Annotated in this window: 21 protein-coding genes; 11 read left to right on the top strand and 10 right to left on the bottom strand. The window is 59.7% G+C overall.

Going from position 1 to position 18,722, the window contains the following annotated elements; translation table 11 throughout:
* The first annotated feature begins 6 nt into the window (after positions 1-6).
* From ACEN83_RS30765 to ACEN83_RS30755, 3 genes are read left to right on the top strand one after another with little or no spacing between them, the layout of a single operon-like run.
* Positions 7-324: a DUF2388 domain-containing protein gene (locus ACEN83_RS30765; protein WP_116579886.1), complete on the top strand. Its 318-nt coding sequence runs from the start codon at positions 7-9 to the stop codon at positions 322-324.
* Positions 325-352: 28 nt separating this feature from the next.
* Complete coding sequence (locus ACEN83_RS30760) at positions 353-673, top strand: DUF2388 domain-containing protein (RefSeq protein WP_007969755.1); 321 nt, start codon at positions 353-355, stop codon at positions 671-673.
* A complete protein-coding gene (locus tag ACEN83_RS30755; RefSeq protein WP_495579172.1) occupies positions 670-2,631 on the top strand; it encodes a DUF7844 domain-containing protein in 1,962 nt (653 codons plus the stop codon). The genes ACEN83_RS30760 and ACEN83_RS30755 overlap by 4 nt, the downstream gene beginning before the upstream one ends.
* Before the next feature lie 82 nt (positions 2,632-2,713).
* On the opposite strand, the gene trpA is transcribed toward ACEN83_RS30755, so the two are convergent.
* Together trpA and trpB are read right to left on the bottom strand one after the other, a co-directional pair.
* Positions 2,714-3,526 carry a tryptophan synthase subunit alpha gene (gene trpA, locus ACEN83_RS30750; RefSeq protein ID WP_015092933.1) on the bottom strand — a complete coding sequence of 271 codons (813 nt, stop codon included), beginning with the start codon at positions 3,524-3,526 and terminating at the stop codon, positions 2,714-2,716.
* Positions 3,526-4,761 carry a tryptophan synthase subunit beta gene (gene trpB, locus ACEN83_RS30745; protein WP_116579884.1) on the bottom strand — a complete coding sequence of 412 codons (1,236 nt, stop codon included), beginning with the start codon at positions 4,759-4,761 and terminating at the stop codon, positions 3,526-3,528. The genes trpA and trpB overlap by 1 nt, the downstream gene beginning before the upstream one ends.
* Before the next feature lie 124 nt (positions 4,762-4,885).
* Between trpB and ACEN83_RS30740 the strand changes: the two genes are divergently transcribed.
* Positions 4,886-5,779: a LysR family transcriptional regulator gene (locus tag ACEN83_RS30740; protein ID WP_495579171.1), complete on the top strand. Its 894-nt coding sequence runs from the start codon at positions 4,886-4,888 to the stop codon at positions 5,777-5,779.
* Here the strand turns inward: ACEN83_RS30740 and ACEN83_RS30735 are convergent.
* Positions 5,776-6,099, bottom strand: a complete 324-nt coding sequence (locus tag ACEN83_RS30735) for an ElaB/YgaM/YqjD family protein (RefSeq protein ID WP_007969764.1) — start codon at positions 6,097-6,099, stop codon at positions 5,776-5,778. The two genes, ACEN83_RS30740 and ACEN83_RS30735, sit on opposite strands and share 4 nt — an antisense overlap.
* Before the next feature lie 157 nt (positions 6,100-6,256).
* Between ACEN83_RS30735 and ACEN83_RS30730 the strand changes: the two genes are divergently transcribed.
* The gene (locus ACEN83_RS30730; protein WP_015092929.1) at positions 6,257-6,472 is read left to right on the top strand and encodes a dodecin; all 216 of its coding nucleotides are present in this window, start codon (positions 6,257-6,259) and stop codon (positions 6,470-6,472) included.
* A 121-nt stretch (positions 6,473-6,593) separates the two neighbouring features.
* The gene (locus tag ACEN83_RS30725; RefSeq protein WP_116579882.1) at positions 6,594-6,818 is read left to right on the top strand and encodes a DUF1161 domain-containing protein; all 225 of its coding nucleotides are present in this window, start codon (positions 6,594-6,596) and stop codon (positions 6,816-6,818) included.
* Between the two features lie 68 nt (positions 6,819-6,886).
* Here the strand turns inward: ACEN83_RS30725 and ACEN83_RS30720 are convergent, their stop codons facing one another.
* Positions 6,887-7,888, bottom strand: a complete 1,002-nt coding sequence (locus tag ACEN83_RS30720; protein ID WP_495579170.1) for an LLM class flavin-dependent oxidoreductase — start codon at positions 7,886-7,888, stop codon at positions 6,887-6,889.
* A gap of 239 nt (positions 7,889-8,127) precedes the next feature.
* On the opposite strand from ACEN83_RS30720, the gene ACEN83_RS30715 reads away from it, so the two are divergent.
* Positions 8,128-8,559 carry an OsmC family protein gene (locus ACEN83_RS30715; protein ID WP_116579880.1) on the top strand — a complete coding sequence of 144 codons (432 nt, stop codon included), beginning with the start codon at positions 8,128-8,130 and terminating at the stop codon, positions 8,557-8,559.
* A 189-nt stretch (positions 8,560-8,748) separates the two neighbouring features.
* A complete protein-coding gene (locus tag ACEN83_RS30710) occupies positions 8,749-8,982 on the top strand; it encodes a DUF1161 domain-containing protein (RefSeq protein WP_116579879.1) in 234 nt (77 codons plus the stop codon).
* A 4-nt stretch (positions 8,983-8,986) separates the two neighbouring features.
* Here ACEN83_RS30710 and ACEN83_RS30705 read toward each other — a convergent pair whose 3' ends face one another.
* Both ACEN83_RS30705 and ACEN83_RS30700 read right to left on the bottom strand, forming a co-directional pair.
* Positions 8,987-9,406: a PA0061/PA0062 family lipoprotein gene (locus ACEN83_RS30705; protein WP_429389692.1), complete on the bottom strand. Its 420-nt coding sequence runs from the start codon at positions 9,404-9,406 to the stop codon at positions 8,987-8,989.
* Positions 9,407-9,446: 40 nt separating this feature from the next.
* A complete protein-coding gene (locus ACEN83_RS30700) occupies positions 9,447-9,869 on the bottom strand; it encodes a PA0061/PA0062 family lipoprotein (RefSeq protein ID WP_493728406.1) in 423 nt (140 codons plus the stop codon).
* Between the two features lie 59 nt (positions 9,870-9,928).
* Here ACEN83_RS30700 and ACEN83_RS30695 point away from each other — a divergent pair, with 59 nt between their 5' ends.
* On the top strand, positions 9,929-11,026 hold the full coding sequence (locus ACEN83_RS30695; protein WP_495579169.1) for an aminopeptidase: 1,098 nt from the start codon (positions 9,929-9,931) through the stop codon (positions 11,024-11,026).
* On the opposite strand, the gene ACEN83_RS30690 is transcribed toward ACEN83_RS30695, so the two are convergent.
* The 4 genes from ACEN83_RS30690 to ACEN83_RS30675 form a co-directional block, all read right to left on the bottom strand.
* Positions 11,008-12,237 carry a nucleoside recognition domain-containing protein gene (locus tag ACEN83_RS30690; RefSeq protein ID WP_116579875.1) on the bottom strand — a complete coding sequence of 410 codons (1,230 nt, stop codon included), beginning with the start codon at positions 12,235-12,237 and terminating at the stop codon, positions 11,008-11,010. The two genes, ACEN83_RS30695 and ACEN83_RS30690, sit on opposite strands and share 19 nt — an antisense overlap.
* A gap of 195 nt (positions 12,238-12,432) precedes the next feature.
* Positions 12,433-13,764: a glutamate/aspartate:proton symporter GltP gene (gene gltP, locus ACEN83_RS30685; protein WP_495579168.1), complete on the bottom strand. Its 1,332-nt coding sequence runs from the start codon at positions 13,762-13,764 to the stop codon at positions 12,433-12,435.
* Positions 13,765-14,606: 842 nt separating this feature from the next.
* Entirely contained in the window at positions 14,607-14,771 is a 165-nt protein-coding gene (locus ACEN83_RS30680) for a DUF1328 domain-containing protein (RefSeq protein WP_003177151.1), read from the bottom strand.
* Positions 14,772-14,843: 72 nt separating this feature from the next.
* The gene (locus ACEN83_RS30675) at positions 14,844-15,131 is read right to left on the bottom strand and encodes a hypothetical protein (RefSeq protein WP_495579167.1); all 288 of its coding nucleotides are present in this window, start codon (positions 15,129-15,131) and stop codon (positions 14,844-14,846) included.
* Between the two features lie 438 nt (positions 15,132-15,569).
* On the opposite strand from ACEN83_RS30675, the gene algB reads away from it, so the two are divergent.
* Together algB and ACEN83_RS30665 are read left to right on the top strand one after the other, a co-directional pair.
* Complete coding sequence (gene algB, locus ACEN83_RS30670; RefSeq protein ID WP_007969783.1) at positions 15,570-16,916, top strand: sigma-54-dependent response regulator transcription factor AlgB; 1,347 nt, start codon at positions 15,570-15,572, stop codon at positions 16,914-16,916.
* A gap of 10 nt (positions 16,917-16,926) precedes the next feature.
* Positions 16,927-18,717 (top strand): ATP-binding protein, encoded by a 1,791-nt coding sequence (locus ACEN83_RS30665; protein ID WP_495579166.1) that lies wholly within the window; start codon positions 16,927-16,929, stop codon positions 18,715-18,717.
* Positions 18,718-18,722 lie beyond the last annotated feature (5 nt).

Below are 18,722 nucleotides of genomic sequence, written 5' to 3'. Positions count from 1 at the left end.
AGCCTCATGCGTTTTCCTTCCCGCTTCCTGATCACGCCAGTCTTTCTCGCCCTCGGTTACTGCGCATCAGCCCACGCTTATGACGCCTTCAACCTGTCCACCCAGGGCACCGTCGCCAGTGGTTACGCCACAAGCCTCGTGACCTCCGCCCCCTTCGACCATAAACTACTGCTCGCCGCCCACGATGATGCCGCGGCATTCATTGCCAGTGACGGCCAACTGAGAGGCGCACGATTGGAGTCGGCCCTTCGGTATCTGCGCCAGACCCAGGCAAAACTTCATGCCAGCGACCTTGAACTGGCGCAAGCAATTCTCGTCCAATAGTTATCCCTGCTTTTCTGGAGTTCGTTCCATGCGTAACCCGCTGATTGCTGCCATCCTCGGCCTGTTGCTGTTGGCCGATGTGGCCCAGGCACATACTCTGGTTGCCACCAGTAACATCCTGATCCGTGCGACCCAGCGCACCCTCGATTTCACCTCCGACACCACCACGTCCATTCGCGATTCGAAAATCGTACGCGAAGCCCAGGACGACGCCGCCAGTTTCGTCGCCAGCGATGGCGACATTCGTGGCGCTCACCTGGAGTCCGCCTTCAACTTGCTGCGCACCCGCGTGCCGGAAGCGCGCGACGCCAGCGATCAGGATCTCGCCGAAGCCATCCTCGCACTGTGAGGTGTCTACGCGCCTGGCTGCTGACCGGGGCCCTGTTGCTGCTCGGCAACACGGCCCACGCAGGCCTGCAGTTACAACTCAAGACCGAAGGCCTGACGCCCGCGCAACAGCAAGCCAGCCAGGCGTTGCTTGATGAAGCCATGCAGGCGCTGCCACCACGCTTCATCGAGCAGATGGACCGGCGTATCGTCGTCGGCTGGACCGATGACATGCCGCGCAATGCCTACGGCCAGGCATCGCTGGTGTCCCAGCTCGATCTGAACCGCAACCTGCTGGACGGCCTCACCGATGGCAGCGCCGCGAGCAAAAAAACCCATCGCCCCCATGGCACCGTGCGCCGGGAAATGCTGGCCACTGTATTGCACGAGCTGACTCACATCTACGACCGTTCGCGCCTGTGGCCGGATGACGAGCGCAAGCTGATTCAGCGCTGCACCCGGCGCAACAACAGCTCAGGGCTGGTCGGAATACCCGACCTATGTCGGGGCCAGTCCGATCGGCGCTTTACCCTCAGCGACGATCCGCGCCTGCTCGACCTGGCCGGCTGGCAGCAATACGTAGGCCGTCGGGGTGAACGCGAACAGCACAATCGCCAGATTGCCCGCAGTCCGGATATCTACGAGACCAGCAGTCCCAAGGAATTCGTCGCGGTCAACATGGAGTATTTCCTCCTCGACCCGAGCTACGCCTGCCGCCGTCCCGCACTGTATCGCTACTACAAAGAACATTTCGGCTGGGCGCCCGCCGCCAGTGACACCTGCAGCAAAACCGTCGCGTTCCTCAATGCAGGCAACGACTTCGCCAAGACACCGCTGGGGCAGGTCGATCCGGAGCGGGTCTATGCCGTTGACTACCTGCTGGCCGAGGCTAACCAGAACCTGTTCAGCCGCTGGGGCCACAGCATGTTGCGTCTGGTGATCTGCGCGCCCGGCCGCCCCCGTGGCCCGGATTGTCGACTGGACCTGGACCAGCACCTGGTGCTGTCGTATCGCGCCTTCGTCGGCGACGTACAGTTGTCGAGCTGGGATGGCCTGGTCGGCAAATACCCGTCGCGGTTGTTTATCCTGCCGCTGTCCCAGGTCATCGACGAATATACCAAGACCGAACTGCGCAGCCTGGCCTCCGTGCCCCTGAACCTGTCGCGCACAGAAATTGAAGACGTGGTGGAACGTGCCGCCGAGATGCACTGGAGCTACGACGGCAACTACTTCTTCCTGTCGAACAACTGCGCAGTAGAAGAACTGAAATTGCTGCGTGGCGGCACCAACAACCCGAAACTGGTAGGGCTCGACAACATCATGCCCAACGGTTTGCTGGAAGTGCTCAAAGGTCGAGGGCTGGCGGACACCAGTGTGCTGGACGATCCGCGGGAAGCCTTGCGCCTGGGTTATCGTTTCGATTCCTTCCGCGAACGCTATCAGGCGATGTTCGAAATCCTGAAAAAGCACTTGCCGATCAAACAGGAAACCGTCGAAGAGTGGCTGGACTTGAAAGCCGCGGAACGTCGGCAATGGTTCGAGCAGGCGGACCTGCGCACCAGCGCGGCGTTGCTCCTGCTGGAGCAGGCCAGCTTCCGTCAGCAATTGCTGCTGGCTCAGGATGAAGTGAAGCAGCGCTATCTGGGCGCCCGGGAATTGCAGAATGGCGGCATGGACAAGGCCAACGAAACGCTCAAGGACATTCTCGCCAACAGTGGCTTCCTCAGCCGTCCTGCGGAACTGCTGGGCACCAACGGTTATGGCTTGCCACAGCCGAGCGAGTGGGAGCATCTGGAATCGGAAAGCAGCCAGCGCCAGAAGCAGCTGCTGGCGCTGTCCGGAGACCTGGACAAGGAAGTGAGAGCCTTGCTTGAACCGAGCCGCGCCGCCGAAATGGCCGCCAACGAAGCCAACGTGAAGCAGATCGGCGAGCATTTGCGCAAATTGCACAAGGCAGCAGGCGGCATAGAGTTGCCTTGACCCGCAACCTTGTAGGAGCGAGCTTGCTCCCACAAGGTTTACAGCGTTTTGCTGTTCAGTCTCTTAATCAGGAGCGTTGCCTTCAGCTCACGCGGGCCTTACGCACGCCTTCGGCCAATGCCGAGCACAGGCTCAGCACGCCATCCACGGCTTGTTCCGGGGACGTGGCATTGGCGATGTGATCGATCAACGCCGAGCCCACCACCACGCCATCAGCCAGGCGTGCAATGGACGCTGCCTGTTCCGGAGTCCGGATACCGAAACCGATGCTGATCGGCAGGTCGGTATGGCGGCGCAGACGGGCGACCGCTTCTTCGACGTGCTCCAGCGTGGCGGCACCGGCGCCAGTCACACCGGCCACCGAGACGTAGTAGACGAAACCGGAGCTGCCGTTGAGAACGGTCGGCAAGCGCACATCGTCGGTGGTCGGCGTGGTCAGGCGGATGAAGTCCAGGCCCGCAGCCTGCGCCGGGTCACACAGCTCGCCGTTATGCTCCGGCGGCAGGTCGACCACGATCAGGCCATCAACGCCGGCCTCTTTGGCTTCGGCGATGAAGCGCGGTACACCGTACATGTGGATCGGGTTGAAGTACCCCATCAGCACCAGCGGCGTTTCGTTGTTGTCCTGGCGGAACTCGCGAACCATTTGCAGGGTTTTCGCCAGATTCTGCTTGGCACCCAACGCACGGATGTTGGCGAGCTGGATAGCCGGGCCGTCAGCCATCGGGTCGGTGAAGGGCATGCCCAGCTCGATCACATCGGCGCCAGCCGCCGGCAAGCCCTTGAGGATGGCCAGGGAGGTGTCATAACCCGGGTCGCCGGCGGTCACGAAAGTCACCAGGGCGGCGCGGTTCTGTTCCTTGAGTTCGGCAAAACGCGTTTGCAGGCGGCTCATCAGTGTTTCTCCTGCTTGGATTGCTCGTGTTGAGAGTGTTCCATGTGGTGCATCACGGTCTGCATGTCTTTGTCGCCACGGCCGGACAGGTTGACCACCATCAGGTGATCCTTTGGCAAGGTCGGTGCGCGCTTGAATACTTCAGCCAAGGCATGGGCGCTTTCCAGGGCCGGGATGATCCCTTCCAGGCGGCAGCACTGGTGAAACGCGGCGAGGGCTTCGTCGTCGGTCACCGAGGTGTACTGAACGCGGCCGATGTCATGCAACCAGGCGTGTTCCGGGCCGATGCCCGGGTAGTCGAGGCCGGCGGAGATCGAGTGGGCGTCGATGATCTGGCCATCGTCGTCCTGCAGCAGGAACGTGCGGTTGCCATGCAGCACGCCTGGAACGCCGCCGTTCAGGCTGGCCGCATGCTTGCCGGTCTCGATGCCGTAACCGGCCGCTTCAACGCCGATGATCTCGACACTCTTGTCGTCCAGGAACGGATGGAACAGGCCCATGGCGTTGGAGCCACCGCCAATGCACGCTACCAGGCTGTCCGGCAGGCGACCTTCCTGGGCTTGCAACTGCTCGCGGGTTTCCTTGCCGATCACGGCCTGGAAGTCGCGAACCATCGCCGGGTAAGGGTGCGGACCGGCCACGGTGCCGATCAGGTAGAAGGTGCTGTCGACGTTGGTCACCCAGTCACGCAGGGCTTCGTTCATTGCATCCTTCAGCGTGCCGGTGCCGGCGACCACCGGGATAACCTCGGCGCCCAGCAGCTTCATGCGGAACACGTTGGCCTGCTGGCGCTCGATGTCAGTGGTGCCCATGTAGATCACGCAATCCAGGCCGAAACGCGCAGCCACGGTGGCAGTCGCCACGCCGTGCATGCCGGCGCCGGTCTCGGCGATGATGCGCTTCTTGCCCATGCGCCGCGCCAGCAGGATCTGGCCGATGCAGTTGTTGATCTTGTGTGCGCCGGTGTGGTTCAGCTCTTCGCGCTTGAGATAGATCTTCGCGCCGCCACAGAACTCGGTCAGACGCTCGGCGAAGTACAACGGGCTTGGACGTCCGACGTAGTCGCGCTGGAAGTAGGCCAGTTCTTCCTTGAATGCAGGATCTTCCTTGGCCAACTCATATTCACGGGCCAGGTCGAGGATCAACGGCATCAGGGTTTCGGCGACATAGCGGCCACCGAACGCGCCAAACAGGCCGTTGGCATCAGGGCCGTTGCGCAGATTAGTCTGGGTCATTTGGCGCTCCAGTTGAATGCGTGAAGTGATGCATAAAGAGATAGTGGGCTTCACTCTACCCCTGACGCCCCGGCCTGAAAACCGATAAGATCGCCACAACCTGTCAGGAAAACTCACAGATCCCATGAGCCATGACCTTCCTCCGCTGAATGCGCTTCGCGCCTTCGAAGCCACTGCCCGCTTGAACAGCGTCAGTCAGGCCGCCGAGCAGCTGCATGTCACCCATGGTGCGGTCAGCCGGCAGCTCAAGGTGCTTGAAGAACACCTCGGCGTCAGCCTGTTCATCAAGGACGGTCGCGGCCTGAAACTCACAGATGCCGGCTTGCGCCTGCGTGACGCCAGCAGTGAAGCCTTCGAGCGCCTGCGCAGCGTCTGCGCGGAACTCACACAAAGCACGGCCGATGCTCCGTTCGTGCTCGGTTGCTCGGGAAGCCTGCTGGCGCGCTGGTTTATTCCGCGACTGGGGAGACTCAATGCCGACCTGCCGGACCTGCGCCTGCACCTGTCGGCCGGAGAAGGCGATCTCGATCCGCGAAGACCGGGACTGGATGCCTTGCTGGTCTTTGCCGAGCCCCCCTGGCCGGCGGACATGCAGGTTTTCGAACTGGCCAGCGAACGTATCGGTCCGGTCATGAGCCCTCGGTTCGCCGGCTACGAGCGGCTCAAGCAAGCGCCGGAAAGCGCACTGCTGTACGAACCCTTGCTGCACACCAGCTCACGCCCGCAAGCCTGGCCAAACTGGGCGCAACAATGCGGCCTCGACGCCAGGGCACTGAAGTACGGTCAGGGATTCGAACATTTGTATTACTTGCTGGAAGCCGCCGTCGCGGGGCTGGGCGTGGCGATTGCCCCCGAACCCTTGGTGGCGGAGGACTTGAAGGCCGGCCGCCTGGTTGCGCCATGGGGCTTCAGTGAAACCCCGGCACAACTGGCGTTGTGGCTACCCAAGCGCGCCGCGGACGGGCGCGCCAGGCAACTGGCGCAGTGGCTGAAAAACGAGCTGCGCCGGGTAGATTAATCGCGCTTGCACAATAGATAAGCGGCCAGCAGGCCCAATGCGCCCACGGCGACACCGGCTGTAGTCCAGGGGTGCTCCTGGGCGTAGTCCCGGGTGGCAATCCCTGTTTCGCGGGTTTTGACCTTGACCTCTTCATAGGCGTCGGCAAGCAGATGGCGCGAGTGCTTCAAGGCATTTTCGGCGTTGCTTTTGAGGGTCTTGAGGGTTTTACGCGACTCGTCCGAGGCGTCGTCCTTCAGACTTTCCAAAGACTTGAGCAGACTCTCGATCTCGGCTTCCATGCTTTGCAATGAGGCTTTGCGTAACGAGGTGTTGGCCATGGTGGCTCTCCTGCATTGGTGATGAGTGGCGTGTGTTGGTTGGGACTTCAGAGGTTCGAGAAAGTGCAGAAAATCTGAACTTCACTCTCAGAACGGCCAACAGAAGAAATAGGAAAAATCACTGCTAGGCTGTAATTCACACGCCAAGGAGAACGCCATGTCTGACCATCACACCTACAAGAAAGTCGAGCTGGTCGGCTCGTCCACCAGCAGTATCGAAGATGCGATCAACAACGCCCTGACCGAAGCCAGCAAAAGCATCAAGTACATGGAATGGTTTGAAGTCACCGAGACCCGTGGGCACATCAGGGACGGCAAGGCGGCGCACTTTCAGGTGACCCTGAAAGTCGGATTCCGGATTGCCAGCAGCTGACTTTGGGCTAATCTTCTGAACTTGCACGCCGGCCGAATGCCATAGGGAAGGGCAAAGCGCTGCATGAGTGCGTCCGGCTGACGGCTGGTTACCCCTATGATCCGACCAGGGAATGCAACCGATGAAGAAGTTTATGTTGGTAGTAGGTTTGTTGAGCCTTGCGGGGACCGCATTGGCGGACGGTGGCAAGCCATGCGAAGAGTTGAAAGCCGAAATCGCAGCGAAACTTGATGCCAAGGGCGTTTCCGGTTATTCGCTGGAGATTGTCGATAAAGGTAGCGCCGCTGGCGGAAAAGTTGTTGGTAAATGCGAAAAGGGCGCCAAAGTAATCGTCTATAAAAAGTAAGCCGATTCTCGCCTGAAAGAAAAAGCCGACGCCCTGGCGCCGGCTTTTTCATGCCTGTCGTTTGTGTATCAGCCGCGCATGACCTGCGCCAGCAGCTCGTAGGAATGCAGGCGGTCCGCATGCTCGTACAGGTCACAGGTGAAAATCAGCTCGTCAGCCTGGGTCTGTTCGATCAGGACCTCGAGTTTGGCGCGGATTTTCTGTGGGCTGCCAATCATGGCCAGACCCAGAAAGTCGTGCACAGCCTCTTTCTCATGGGGCAGCCACAGGCCGTCCATGGTCTTCACCGGCGGACGCTGTACCAGGCTTTGGCCGCGCATCAGGGCGAGAATCCGCTGGAACACCGAAGTCGCCAGGTACTCGGCCTGCTCGTCGGTATCGGCTGCCACCAATGGCACGCCGAGCATTACGTAGGGTTTATCCAAAACGGCTGAGGGCTTGAAGTGATTGCGGTAGACCCGAATCGCTTCATGCATGTAGCGCGGCGCGAAATGCGAAGCGAAGGCGTAGGGCAAACCGCGCTCACCGGCCAGCTGTGCACTGAACAGGCTCGATCCCAACAACCAGACCGGCACATTGGTCCCGGTTCCCGGCATGGCGATGATCCGCTGATCCGGGGTACGTGGCCCGAGGTAGCGCACCAGTTCCGCCACATCTTCCGGGAAGTCGTCGGCACTGCCGGAGCGCTCGCGGCGCAATGCACGTGCGGTCATCTGGTCGGAACCGGGGGCGCGCCCCAGGCCCAGATCAATCCGGCCCGGATAAAGGCTTTCCAGGGTGCCGAACTGCTCGGCAATCACCAAGGGTGCGTGGTTGGGCAACATCACCCCGCCTGAACCGACTCGAATGGTCGATGTTCCACCGGCCAGATAACCGAGCAATACCGAGGTCGCAGAACTGGCGATGCCGTCCATGTTGTGGTGTTCAGCCACCCAGAAGCGGTTGTAACCGAACTTCTCGACATGCTGCGCCAGGTCCAGCGAGTTGCGCAGCGACTGGGCCGCGCTGCCGTTCTCACGCACCGGCACCAGATCGAGGGTCGAGAACTTGATATCGGACAGTCGTTTCATAAACCTGCTTCTCCAATTGAGGGCGCAGGTTTGTTCTTGCGAACGCAAACCTGCCGAATCCAAAAGCGTGTTCATGCAATGTGGGCATATACCCGAGTTTCAATAGCCAGGTAAAAAATCCCGCGAAAAAAGCAGATTGATCGGACGAAGTGAACTTTGCCCCTTCGTCTATCCTCACAACCCTGGCAACCGAAAACCCCGCAGGCGCGACCTTTCGCGCCGACCTTTAGGAGACTGGCATGGCTATCGTCAAGAAAGCATCGGCCCATTGGGAAGGTGACCTGAAAACCGGCATCGGCTCGATTTCCACAGAAACCGGCGTGCTCCGGGAAGCCCCCTACGGCTTCAAGGCACGCTTCGAAGGCGGCCGGGGCACCAACCCGGAAGAGTTGATCGGCGCAGCCCACGCCGGCTGTTTCTCCATGGCGTTCTCCATGATCCTCGGTGACGCCGGCCTGAAGGCCGATAGCATCGATACCCAGGCGGAAGTCACTCTGGATCAAGTGGACGGCGGTTTTGCGATCACCGCAGTGAAATTGATTCTGCAGGCGAAAATCCCCGGGGCAAGCCAGGCGCAGTTCGAAGAACTCAGCAACAAGGCCAAAGAGGGCTGCCCGGTGTCCAAGGTGCTGAATGCAAAGATCAGCCTGGAGGCAACATTGGTCAGCTAGATCTCCATTGAAACGAAAAGATCGCAGCCTTGCGAGCCTTGCGCAACCTGCCGGGATCATTCGGCAAGAGATGCCCAAGGCTGCGATCTTTTTTGCGTCGTGACAGATTTGCCCGCTAATAATATGGTCGAATAAATGACAGCAGCGAAAACCTGTGTATAGGCGTGCTGCCTCAAAGGAGCTTCAACCATGAAACGTTTTACCCTGGCGGTTATCTGTTGCGCACTGGCCACGTCGGCCCTTGCAGCACCGAAACCCTGCGAAGAACTCAAGGCCGAGATCGAAGCCAAGATCCAGGCCAGTGGCGTCACTTCCTACACGCTTGAAATCGTCACCAACGACGAAGTGCACGACCAGAACATGGTCGTTGGCTCGTGCGAAAACGGCACCAAAAAAATCATCTACCAGAAGAACGACCGCTGACATCTCACATCAGGCAGTAGGCTTCGACGTCTTCAGCGACGATCTCGCGCTTGGCGTTGTACAGCCGGGCGCCGGGGGTAAGCGCAATGGAGCGGCCCTCGAGCACATAACGCTGACCGGCTTCGAAATGATCGTAACGGATGGTCAGGTAGCACAGCCGTTCAGAGGGACCACTCATCATGCCCAATCCGCCGCCGGGGACTTCAAAGTCGAAACGCACGATCAGTTCGTGGCTGCCGGGCATCACTTCAAAATAACGCCCATCGCGCAATCGTTGTTTGTCCAGGCGTTCAGCCATCAACAACTTGTCGTTAGGGAAGGGCGTCGAAAAATCAACCCAGGCCATTTTTGGATCAGGTGTCGGCATCGGGCTTTGACAGCCCGCGACGACACCGACGGCGAGTAACAGCATCAACCTGCGCATGATGGATGTCCCAGGGGATATGCACCCAGCATAACGCCGATCAGGTTCGTTGACAGCCCGCAGGGGTGCCATGGCCGATCACTTTTCGCTGCTGATCATAGAGCTTGGCCCACGGCCGAAAACCAATGTTCCCCGCTTGCAGTTGATAACGTTCGCCGGCGTTGAAATCCTTGAATTTCACGTTCAGCTGACAATCGCGCCACAACGGCTCGGCGTCGGGGCCGATGTTGGTGGGCTGCACCGGAAACTGGTAGCGGACTGTCAATTCATGGCTACCGGGCTGAACCTCGAAGTAGCGCTTGTCGTCGGTAGCCTTGTCATCGACCTCCAGTGCCTGCAACGCCGTATCTTCTTGCTTCGAGTCCAGGTCGATCCAGGCTTGCGCAGGATCATGGCGGGGTAATCCGAATCCGGCACAGCCGGCCAGCAACAGCAGACTTCCTGTCAGTATCATCGTGCGCATAGCGGAGCTCCAGTCAGGCGGGATAGTCTTGCGGGAAGACTCTCCAAGGAAGAATTATTGTGATCAGGCCGCTTCCTAGCCTTGGGTTACTTGATCGCGTTTTTCGCGTTTTGTTTCCGGGCGTGCTGTTTTTGTTGCTCAACGGTTGCACCAGCATCAGCTATTACAGCCAACTGGCCAGCGGCCAACTGCAGTTGCTGCGGGCCAGGGAGCCGGTTTCCAACGTGATTGCCGACCCGGCGCGCGACCAGAAACTGCGTATACACCTGGAGCAATCACAAAAGGCCCGAACGTTCGCCAGCCGGCAATTGCACCTGCCGGATAACCAAAGTTACCGCTTGTACGCGGACATTGGCCGCCCCTTCGTCGTCTGGAATGTCTTCGTCACGCCGGAATTTTCCCTCAAGCCTGTAAACCACTGCTTTCCCATTGCCGGCTGCGTGGCCTACCGCGGGTACTACAGTCAGAGCGCAGCGCGCGGCGAAGCAGCCTTGCAACGCTTGCAGGGCATGGACGTGTCGATTGGCGGCGTCGAGGCCTATTCGACACTCGGCTGGTTCAACGACCCGATCATCAGTTCGATGATGGGCTGGGGGGATGAGCGACTGGCCACACTGATCTTTCACGAGCTGGCCCATCAGCGCGTCTATGTAAAGGACGACACGGAGTTCAACGAATCCTTTGCCACCTTCGTCGAGCAGGAAGGTGCTCGCGAGTGGCGTGCCTATCGCCACCTGCCACCGGACAACAATGCACAGGCGCGTCAGCGCGACCAGTTTACAGAGTTGGTGCTGGACACCCGCGCCCGGCTGGAAAAGCTCTACGCCTTGCCGTTGCCAACCGAACAGATGCGCCAGCGCAAGGCGGTCGAGTTCGAGCGCATGCGCAGCGAATACCGGCAACTGCGCGACAGTCAGTGGGCTGGAGACAAACGCTACGACACTTGGATCCATGCCCCCATGAACAATGCCCGGCTATTGCCGTTTGGCTTGTACGACCAGTGGGTACCGGCATTTGACGCGCTATTCCATCAGATGGATGGCGATTGGCCCAGGTTCTATGTCGCCGTGGAAAAGCTCGGTAGCTTGCCGACGGATGAGCGCAAGGCCGCGCTCAAGACGCTGGCTGACGGCGCCGATCAACCAAAGAACCAGTAGCAGACGCCGATTGCACCCAGCACCCCGGCAAACTCCGCCAGCAAGGCGCAGCCAACCGCATGGCGTGCACGCTGGATGCCCACGGCACCGAAGTACACCGCCAGCACATAGAACGTCGTTTCAGTACTGCCCTGGATTGTCGCCGCGACCAGCGCCGGGAAGCTGTCCACGCCCGAGGTCTTCATGGTTTCAATCAGCATCGCCCGGGCGGCACTGCCGGAGAAGGGTTTGACCATCGCCGTCGGCAGCGCATCGACGAAGCGCGTGTCCCAGCCGGCCCACGCCACCAGATGACGAATCCCGTCCAGGCCGAAGTCCAGCGCCCCGGAGGCCCGCAGGACACCCACCGCACAGAGCATCGCCACCAGATAGGGCAGCAGGTTCTTGGCGACGTCGAAACCCTCCTTGGCACCTTCAACGAAAGCCTCGTAGACCTTCACTTGGCGCAGCGCGCCGATCAGCAGGAACAGCATGATCAGGCCAAACAGCGTCAGGTTGCCGAGGATCGATGACAAGCCGGCCAGCGCGGTCGCCGAAAGGGTCGCCAGCAACGCCATGAAACCACCGAGGGCGAGGGCGCCGGGGATCAGGTAGGCCAGCACCACCGGATCCCAGACGCGCAGGCGCTGCATGAACGCCACCGACAGGAAGCCGACAATGGTCGAGCAACTGGTCGCCAGCAGGATCGGCAGGAACACCAGCGTCGGGTCAGGCGCGCCTTGCTGGGCGCGGTACATGAAGATGGTCACCGGCAGCAGGGTCAGCGAAGAGGCATTGAGCACCAGGAACAGGATCTGTGCGTTGCTGGCGACGGTAGCGCTGGGGTTGAGTTCTTGCAGCGCTTTCATGGCCTTGAGGCCGATAGGCGTGGCGGCGTTGTCCAGACCGAGGCCGTTGGCGGCGAAATTCAGGGTGATCAGGCCGATGGCCGGATGACCCGGCGGGACTTCAGGCATCAGACGCAAAAACAACGGCCCCAAGGCCTTGGCCAACCATTCGACGATGCCGGCCTTCTCGGCAATGCGCAGAAATCCCAGCCAGAGGGTGAGGGTGCCGAACAGCAGCACCATGACCTCGACCGACAGCTTGGCCATGGCAAAAATGCTCTCCACCATCGCCGCGAATATCCCGGCGTTGCCGCCAATCAGCCACTGCGCCAGCGCTGAAACGGCTGCCACGATGAAGAAGCCAAGCCAAAGGCCATTGAGCATCAGTCAAATCCCCCAAAATATCCGCGAATGATAGCGGGGTGGCCAGAAACGACAAACCCCGGATTTCTCCGGGGTTCATTGAAATGTCACGCATCTGTAGGAGCCGGCTTGCTGGCGATTGCCACACCGCGGTGCATCCGTCGCACCGCGTTATCGTTCATCGCCAGCGAGCCGGCTCCTACAGGGGGTATTGCATCAGTTCTTGGAAATCTCGCCAGCCGGCAGTTTTTCCTTGCTACGCCAGTGCGGCAGGGAGTTCCAGTAACGCTGGCCCTTGGCATCGTCGTACATGCCTTCCCAACGAGCGATAACCAGAACGGCCAGGGCGTTGCCGATCACGTTCAGTGCGGTACGGGCCATGTCCATGACGCGGTCGACACCGGCGATGAACGCCAGGCCTTCCAGTGGAATACCGACGCTGCCGAGGGTGGCCAGCAGGACCACGAAGGACACGCCCGGTACGCCGGCGATGCCTTTGGAGGTGACCATCAACGTCAGGACCAGCAGCAGTTGCTGGCTGATCGACAGGTCGATGCCATACAGCTGGGCAATGAAGATCGCCGCAATGCTTTGGTACAGGGTCGAACCGTCGAGGTTGAACGAGTAACCGGTCGGTACCACGAAGCTGCAAATGGCTTTCGGCGCGCCGTAGGCTTCCATCTTCTCGATCACGCGCGGCAGCACGGTTTCGGAGCTGGCGGTGGAGTAGGCCAGTACCAGCTCATCCTTGAAGATGCGCATCAGCTTGATCACCGAGAAGCCGAACAGGCGGGCAATCAGGCCCAGGATCACGAACGCGAAGAAAGCAATGGCGAAATAAACCAGGATCACCAGTTTGGCCAGCGGCAACAGCGACGCGAAACCGAAGTTGGCCACGGTCACCGCGATCAGTGCGAACACGCCGATCGGGGCGTAGTTCATGATCATGTGAGTGACCTTGAACATGCTTTCCGACACGCCCTGGAACATCTTCACCAGTGGCTCGCGCAGGTCTGCCTGCAGGCTCGACAGCCCGAGACCGAACAATACGGAGAAGAAGATGATCGGCAGCATTTCGCCGCGAACCATGGCCGCGAAGATGTTCGACGGGATCAGGTTGAGGATGGTTTCGATGAACGCGTGTTCATGCTGGACCTCGGCGGCAGTCGCCTGGTACTTGGAAATGTCCACGGTGCCCAGGGTGCTCATGTCGATGCCGGCACCCGGATGGAACAGGTTGGCCAGCAGCAGACCGACCACGATGGCGATGGTGGTGACGATTTCGAAGTAGATGATGGTCTTGAAGCCGATGCGCCCCAGCTTCTTGGCGTCACCGACGCCGGCAATGCCGACGATCAAAGAGGAGATGACGATCGGGATCACGATCATCTTGATCAGACGGATAAAGATATCGCCTGCTGGTTGCAGGACGTTGCTGATCCACCAGGCTTTTTCGGCACTGAAATGGTTGAGCAGCGCACCGATTGCTATCCCCAATACCAGACCGATGAGGATCTGCCAGGCGAGGCTAAGCTTTGCCTTCTTCATATCTTTACCCTTACTTGCGTTTGACTCAGGGAGATGCGCGAACTGGAACGCTCGTGGCGAAAAAGTCTAGTGCATCTACCCCCCGTATAAGGTGCCCCGGAACGCGTGTTTGCGGCTCTCTGGCAGGCGAAAAAAGGCGCAACTATTCCGATGCAAGGAAGCGCCGTCTAATGCCGTAAACGCCTACCCTATGCCGAATCGGCATGAGGTTTTTTCACTGAATGCGACGTCGCAATCGGTTCGAATGCGACATTTCGGCAGGCATAAGTGCCGTGAACCGGTCATCACAGAGCAGATTGAATGTTTTTTGAGCAGTGGCCGTCCGTTGATTTTTCAGCAGAATCCCGCAGGACAAAGCGAAAAATCGTGGCCAAAAAAAAGGGATTTTTCTCGATATACGGTCGCCTGTGAAACACCGGGAAAAGTAATTTCCGGCGTAACAGGGACAAGGACGCGATAACAGTGATGAAATCGAGACGAACGCTCTATTTCAATGTGTTGCATGATCCAGCCCTTCGCAAGCTCGTCGAGCCATGATGGTCCGGCGAACTTGCGCAGCAGCTTTTCCTGACCCGGCCCTTACGCAAGTACTCCCTGTACCCGTAGGTCACTCCGCCCCTGAAACAGGCAGAACGTCCCGACCCCTTGGTCATGCGCCAGCCTTCCTCAGGTGACGCAGATGGAAAGAGGCGCTGTGACCTCCTTCGTGTACAAATTCTGTTCTATCGACAAGCCTTGCATGAAGGCCTCAGGCATGCCGGAGAGCAACCTCAGCCCGCATGCCGTGGCACTACCGCCCTGATAGCAGGGCGGCTGCCATTGTCTTGAACAAACCGTTCATGTCAGCCTCGACCGCGACGGCCAAAGAAGAAGGAAGCAATGAACATCACCAGGAACACGACAAACAGAATCTTGGCGATTCCCGTGGCGGTGCCCGCGATACCACCGAAGCCCAGTACTGCAGCGATGATGGCAATGATCAGGAATGTGATTGCCCAGCTCAACATGGTGATTCTCCTTACGCTTCTATTTAGAGGTGTTGCATTTCCCGGCACATCGCTGCGGCGGAATTTTTTTACCTAGAACACCCAGCGCTCCTGATGACGTATCTCGCCAGCAGGCCCGGCCTGGTCGACGTCCATCATGCGCATCGGGGTGCTATCGGGCTGAAGGCTGCCAACAGCACTGAAATGGGTTTGGGTCGGATGCTGAATCGACAGGTGTGGCGCTTGCGGCTGCTGACTCTGCTCCCAGCGCAGAAACTGTTGGCCGCCGATAAGGGTGAGCAACAGCGCAAGAACAGCAAACAGTCCTTGCTGAATATGTACAGGCGAGAGGTGCAGGTGGGCGGCACGTTGACGGTTCATCCTGGAGCTCCTACCACTCGGGTCGGTATTCGAAGCGGGCGCTTGTTTTTGAATGCCCTGGTTAACCAGACAATTGCAGCCCGCATGCCAGCATTGGAACCGAATTAATTCCCTTTAATATCAATATCTTATGATCATCAAAGAAATCACATCGTACGCATCCTGCACGATGCCCCTTGTGCAGTCGTGCGTATTGCACGATTCATTTGAATGAAGGCGTAAATTTTTTGAATTGAGAGGAGGACCCGGATGTCAGAAATACACGCTGGCCGCTGTCGGAAACCGGGCTTCTATTAAAAGACCCGCTAAATCAGCTGGCAAACCGATACATCGGATGAAAGCTACCCTGCCACGACAGGAATGGCTCAGAATCAATCATGCAACTTGCCCGATTTCTCCGGGACTAAATCAAGATCATTCATTAAGGAGCGTAGGAAAATGGAATCAGCCACTGAGCACCAAGGCCGCATTCTGCTGGTGGATGATGAGTCCGCCATCCTGCGTACTTTCCGTTACTGCCTCGAAGACGAAGGCTACAGCGTTGCCACCGCCACCAGCGCCGCGCAGGCAGAAGCCCTGTTGCAGCGGCAGGTCTTCGACCTGTGCTTCCTCGATTTGCGTCTGGGTGAAGACAACGGCCTGGATGTGCTGGCCCAGATGCGTATCCAGGCGCCCTGGATGCGGGTGGTGATCGTCACTGCACACTCAGCCGTCGACACGGCGGTGGATGCGATTCAGGCCGGTGCCGCCGACTATCTGGTCAAGCCGTGCAGCCCCGATCAATTGCGCTTGGCAACCGCCAAGCAACTGGAAGTGCGGCAGCTGTCGGCGCGGCTGGAAGCCCTGGAAGGTGAAGTGCGCAAGCCCAAGGATGGTCTGGACTCCCACAGCCCGGCCATGAAAGTGGTACTCGAAACCGCGCGCCAGGTGGCCACGACCGATGCCAATATCCTGATTCTCGGTGAGTCCGGCACCGGCAAGGGCGAGCTGTCCCAAGCCATTCACGGCTGGAGCAAACGCGCGAAGAAATCCTGCGTCACGATCAACTGCCCGTCGCTGACCGCCGAGCTTATGGAAAGCGAGCTCTTCGGCCACAGTCGTGGCGCCTTCACCGGCGCCAGCGAAAGCACCCTGGGCCGAGTCAACCAGGCGGACGGCGGGACGCTGTTTCTCGACGAAATCGGCGACTTTCCGCTGACATTGCAGCCGAAATTGCTGCGTTTCATTCAGGACAAAGAATATGAGCGCGTCGGAGATCCGGTGACCCGCCGTGCCGATGTGCGCATCCTTGCAGCCACCAACCTCAACCTCGAGGACATGGTCCGCGATGGTCGTTTCCGTGAAGACCTGCTCTATCGCCTGAATGTCATTACCCTGCACCTGCCGCCACTACGCGAACGCCGTGAAGATATTCTCAACCTTGCCGATCGTTTCCTGGCGCGTTTCGTCAAGGAGTATGCCCGTCCCGCGCGCGCGTTGAGCGACGAGGCCCGGGAAGCCCTGCTGGGCTATCGCTGGCCGGGCAACATCCGTGAGCTGCGCAACGTGATCGAGCGCGCGAGCATCATCTGTCCGCAGGAGCGGGTCGAGATCAGTCATCTGGGCATGGCCGAAACCCCGGTCAACAACGCACCGCGCATCGGCGCAGCGCTGAGCCTGGATGAGCTGGAAAAGGCCCACATCGGCGCGGTCCTCGCCACCGCCGACACGCTGGACCAAGCGGCCAAAACCCTGGGCATCGATGCTTCGACGCTGTACCGCAAACGCAAGCAGTACAACTTGTGAGCAATAGCCGATGAAACTGGCGATGAAACTGCGGACCCGGCTTTTCCTGAGCATCTCCGCACTGATCACCGTCGCCTTGCTCGGGCTCCTGCTCGGGCTGGTCAGCGTGATGCAGATGGCCGGCAGCCAGGAAGCACTGACCCGCAGTAACTTCATCACCCTGGACCTGGGACTCAAGCTGCGCCAGACCCTGGGTGATCAACTGATCATCATGCTCAGCGAGAAGCCTGACTCCGCCGCTTTCGCCGCCTCGAAGCAGCGTTACTTCCAATTGCTGGAGGAAGGCATCGCCCAGGAACCCGAGCAGAACGCAAGCGAGTACGGCTTCAGAAAAGCCAAGGCTGACTACGAGCGCTTTATCGAAGCTTATGAGGCGTCCCCGGACCCTTCGACTGTGCTCAGCAGCCATGACAACCTGACGGAAAAATTCAACTCACTGCGCAATGGTCTGATCGCCGAGCACAAGCGCGCGCTGGATACCATCAACGATACCGAGCGCCAGGCCCGGGAGCGGGCACTGCTGATCGCCGGGTTGCTCGCCCTGGTGGGGCTGGCGGTGCTGATCATCGGCTTCGTGACCGCGCAGGCCATTGCCCGGCGTTTCGGGGCGCCCATCGAAGCCTTGGCCAAGGCAGCGGACAATATCGGCCAGGGCAATTTCGATGTCACCCTGCCGATCTCCTCGGCAGTGGAGCTCAACCAGTTGACCCGGCGTTTCGGGATCATGGCCCAGGCGCTGCGTGAACATCAGGCCACCAACGTCGACGAGTTGCTGGCCGGCCAGCAGCGTTTGCAGGCCGTGCTCGACAGCATCGACGACGGGCTGCTGATGATCGACCGTCAGGGCCATCTGGAACACCTTAACCCTGTGGCCCAGCGTCAGCTGGGCTGGGAATTCGATCGCCTGGGACAGGGATTGGGCACGGCGCTGGAGCGCCCTGAACTCGATGAGCAGCTGCAACTGGTGCTGCGCGGCGGCACTCTGGAGCGGGCGCCGGAGGACTTGAGTGTCGAGGTCGACGGCGAGTCGCGACTGCTGACCTATAGCCTGACCCCGGTCAGCCACACCCAGGGCCATATTCTCGGGGCCGTGATGGTGCTGCATGACGTCACGGAGCAGCGTGCCTTCGAACGGGTACGCAGCGAATTTGTGTTGCGCGCCTCCCATGAATTGCGCACACCGGTCACCGGCATGCACATGGCCTTCGGATTATTCCGCGAGCGCGCGCACTTTGCCCCGGACTCCCGGGAAGCCGACCTGCTCGATACCGTGAATGAAGAGATGCAGCGGCTGATGCAGCTGATCAATGACCTGCTGAATTTCTCGCGTTACCAGAACGGTTTGCAAAAACTCACCTTGGCGCCGTGTTCCATCGAGGCGCTGCTGGAACAGGCTGAGTCACGCTTTGCCGCATCGGCCGCCGAGAAGGACATCAGTCTGCTGGTGGAAGTGCAGGGGCCTTTGCCGCGTTTGCAGGCCGATCAGCCACAACTGGAGCGGGTACTCGATAATTTGCTCGACAACGCCTTGCGCCACACCGGTTCCGGCGGGCGGATACGCCTGCACGCCCGGCGCCACGGCGACCGCGTCATCATCAGTGTCGAAGACAACGGCGAAGGCATCGCCTACGGTCAGCAGGGACGGATCTTCGAGCCGTTCGTGCAGGTCGGACGCAAGAAAGGCGGAGCCGGTCTCGGCCTGGCATTGTGCAAGGAAATCGTGCAATTGCATGGCGGGCGGATGGGCGTCTATTCACGGCCGGGGCAGGGTACTCAGTTCTACATGGCGCTGACGGTCTAGATCGC

This window comes from Pseudomonas sp. Pseusp49 (assembly GCF_059491875.1).
The sequence above is the reverse complement of the archived record's forward strand: the minus strand, read 5'-3'. Positions and strand labels throughout refer to the sequence as shown.